At 40.1% G+C, this 4,256-nt stretch carries 1 protein-coding gene; it reads left to right on the forward strand.

Features of this window, described 5'->3' with window-relative positions; translation table 11 throughout:
- The first annotated feature begins 81 nt into the window (after window positions 1-81).
- Entirely contained in the window at window positions 82-4,230 is a 4,149-nt protein-coding gene (locus tag Q0688_RS10170) for a DUF6701 domain-containing protein (RefSeq protein ID WP_299075571.1), read from the forward strand.
- Window positions 4,231-4,256 lie beyond the last annotated feature (26 nt).

Genomic DNA, 4,256 nt, shown 5'->3' on the forward strand with positions numbered 1-4,256 from the left:
CAAAATTGAATCAACAGCCATTTGTGGTTCAGGTATCAACCAAGTACAGCGTATTCAAGAAGTTTGGGTGAGGGAGTAGTTATGGCATTTTGGATTGTTCTTTTTAGAGCTTTTAAAAGTAATGCTCGTTGTTATTTTAGTTTTTTGAAGTTGAGTGTGGTCACGGTTATCTTGTGTCACGTTTCTTTCGTTTTAGCGGGTGAAGAGAAAGAGTCTGACCAGACCCTTGGTTTAGAAAAGGTTTCCTACGAGTTCGGTACCATTGAAGGTTTAGATTGCACGAATGGATGCAGCTTACTTTTCAAAGAAGAATATAAAAACCCGATGGTCTTTCTTATGTCGACAATAATTCCTGATGGGATTAGCAATGACTCAACAAAGCCCACTAAATCAAGTGTTTCTGAAGTCTGGTCCAATAAAAAAGGTGCGACCATATTGAGTGAGTCTCCACCAGGAATTTCTCCTGCAGATCAAATGTCACCTATTTATTATTTTGTAACTGAACCTGGCAAATTAGAGTTTAAAGATAATAATGGAAGTTCAGTTTTTGGCGAGGCTGGCATTATCAATACGGACAAAGTTCAATGTAAAGGAACTGCTTGTGATGCAAGTAAGAAAGGCTGGGAAAACGTTAGTTACAACAGTGAATTAAGCGAGTTAAAAACTCCTGTGGTTATGGCTCAAGTTCAGGGTAAAAACGGCGATTGGGCTACGACTGCATTGCGAAATTTATCCTCCACTAGTTTTGATATTGCTCTTGAAGTTGGTCGGCAAGAGTCTCCAAATTCGTCAAAGAATATTGCTTATTTTGCGATAGATTCCTTTGTAGGCACGGACCTTGCCGGTGAGTCCAAGGTCATTTTTGCGAGAGCTCCTGGCGAGTATAAGCAAAAAGAAAACCCCAATAACTCATTACAATGGTCGTGTACTAACAATGAAATCATTTTCCCGGACTCTACTGTTTTTGATAAATTTGGCGTCATAGCAAATAAGCAGACACGCAAGGGTAGTGATGGCGGTTGGCTACGCTACTGTAAGCAGTCTAGCGATAGTACAGAATCAACATTTACATTTGCTTTTGATGAAGATATTGATGACCTTACTAAACGCAAGCACGGTACAGCGGAACAAGTAGGGTACTTTGCGTATGAACTTCCTGATGTGGTCATTCCGAACAACGTCTGTGACTTGTTCCCGGAACCAATTCAAAGCTGGAGTGGGGTTGTAAGTGAGCTAGTAGTCTCAAATGATATCGTTAGATTTGAAGGATGGTCTCCGGATTATAAATCTCGATATGAAAAGGAGTTTAGTTTAGAGCCAGATTCTTACGAACTCTATTTAGCTGACGAGTTTAATTATACTGAATGGTATAAACCAGATATGAGAAGCTTCTTATTGTTAGGTTTTGATACGATGGTTCGTGATACAGGTGATAAATTATATAACCATCCAGTTTGTACTGATACTTATGGTTGTGATGTGGGGAATAATGATGGCCAATTATCATTAAGAAAAATCGCGGGTAGCCAAGTGACTCCTATTGCTCCTAGAAGCCCGACAGGGTCTTTAACTATCAGCGCTCAAAATAATGATATCTCATTAAATTGTGGTGAAAGTTCGGAATTATGCTCCTATCAAGTTAATGGTAGGAATGTTGATGTTGTCATAGAGAAAGATCTTGCTGAGCTTAAAGTAAACAAAGTTGGTTCTGACTATGATGTTGTTAGGGTTGTTTTTACTGACGGTCTCTATGTTTCTAAAACAGTAATAAGCAGAGGAGATGATGTGGAGTTTGTTTTTCCCGAAAACTCTACAGTTACATTTGATGACTATCATCATCAATCTAGCAATTCTAATTATGTGTTTGGCTCTAATTCAAAAATAAATGTATTGAGTAGAATGGAGTTTGCGCTCGCTCTAAATATTTCTAACTATGATTATTATCCAATAATTAATGCTCCCCAAGGAGAAGTTAAATTTCCAGTGGAGGGTTCACACTTTAAAGGTTTTATCCTCGCAGATAAATTAATGATGAACGGTTCGACATTGGATGGTGCTGCAACTGTTAGAACAACAAAGTTCACAGGAAAAGTTGTTATTAGAAAACCAAATTATGAGTGTAAACTCCCTCCTATTGAAAATGGTAAGCTTGTTGTAACCCCAAAATACTTGCACGTTTTGACTTGTGAGGTCGCTGAGGTTGAGTTTAAAGTCGTAGATGATGATGGCAATGTGATTAATACGGTTCAAGATAGTTTCACTGCATCACATACACCAAACTCTACTGGGAAGTGGTGTGAAGATGAGAATGAAAGCAGTTGTTCTACATTCACTGGGGACTATCAAAGCAACTTTGTAAATGGACAAAAGACGTTGTATTTATCGTCTTCGAAATTGGAAAGCTACGGTGTAAGCGGAAATTGGAATGGTGAAACTGAAACTACAGCATCAAAGATTAACTTTGTACCTTATAAGTTCGATGTAGATGAGCAGTTTGTTGTTGCTGGGATGGATTACTCAGTGACGGCAAAAGTGTCTTCTTGTAATACTCAAGATTCGTCGCTGTCACAAGATTATGTGGGTACGCCTACTGTGAGTCTAGATATCGTTCAACCAGTGAACGGCGATGATGCGATAAGCTTGCTCGATTACAAACCAGATTTTGAAGCGAGTGATGACGGAGAGACCACCGATACTCTTTCTATTCAAGAGGCTGGCCAGTTTAAAGTAACGCTGATTGACAGTAGTTTTGACTGTAGTGAAATATCAGGTTGCCCTGAAAGTGGCGTTGACAAACTCTCTGGAAGTTTCTTAATTAATTCTCGCCCGTGGCAATTTGCGATCTGTACGGATAATAACTCTGATGGTAACAGCAGTAGTGGTGCAGCATTTGTTGCCGCCGGTGAGGCGTTTGACGTGTACGCTCGTCCAATAAAATATACTAACTCACCTTCTGTTTGTAGCGATGATAACTTGTTGACGAATAATTACTTTAAGTCAACAGCAGGCGTGGAAGTTACAACGACTTTAGATACACCTCTAATTACGGCTTATCCTGACGCTAATTTAGGTGATTTAACCCCTAAGACTCAGCTAATTAAACAAATTTCATCGAATGATCAGTCTAACAAAGGCTATAAATTTGAAAGTTTAAAATACTCAGATGTGGGTAGTTTTAACTTTGTTGCAACTGAAACCGGAAGCTTCTATAGCTCAATATTAGGTGGTTTAACTGGTAGTAAATCTGTTGGTCGTTTCTACCCTAAATATTTTGTGCAAGGTACTCCTGAATGGAATGTCGCTAATCAAAATGATATTGCATACCTAAGTCAACCTTATGATTCTGCAGTTCACCAAGTGTATCCAATGGCATCAGGTGAGAGCGATACGGATAATGCGCTCAATAACTACAGGTTCTTCAGTTCAGATCTGCAAGCTAGTTTTGGTATTTTGGATGATGCCAGTGTAGAAAATGGTTTCTTGTTAGATACGGGGGCTGGATCTTGGTCTGTTGAGCGTAAGCATTGGGTGTTGAATGACAGTGCCGCAGTTCTTCAGCGAGTTACGGATTCTGATGATGTTAGCCGAAGAGATACACCGTTTAATACGTCAGATGCCAACTCTACTGCTACAAACTTTGGTTTAACGATTGAAGGAACTGATCCTGTGTCATTTACTGATTCTGATACTTTAACAAACTCAGCGGCGTTTCCTGTTCAACCTCCTGCTCGTTATGGCCGAATGGCGCTAGATGATATTGGTGGTAATTCCGATACTACCCTAACGATTCCACTTCGTGCTGAGTTCTGGGATGGGAGCGAATTTGTTGTTAACGATGATGATGATCGCAGCACCTTCAGCAGCTCAAATATTTGTAAGCAAGTTATTTGGACCAGTAATGAGGTGAAAACTACATTGGCATCACTTAATGGTAGTGGAAATGTGGATGATGGAGAGGAAGAAGTCACTGCAAATCAAAATACGCCTTCAGGGACTGACGCACCACGTGAACAAGTTCGCCTGTGGTTAAGAATGGATGATTCAGCACCAACCGCTAAAACGGGTGAAAACCCCATTACATGTTCAGGTAGTGATCAAGAACAGCCATGGTTGCGCTATAACTGGAGACAGCTAGGCGATGAAGATCCCTCAACCGTCGTCACATTTGGCATCTACCGCGGTAACGATCGTGTGATCTACCGAGGGGAAAGTGGCTTAACAGGTCAGTAATAATATAATTTTTGCCCCTTAAGTTA

The organism is uncultured Paraglaciecola sp., assembly GCF_937123705.1.
Classification (GTDB): domain Bacteria; phylum Pseudomonadota; class Gammaproteobacteria; order Enterobacterales; family Alteromonadaceae; genus Paraglaciecola.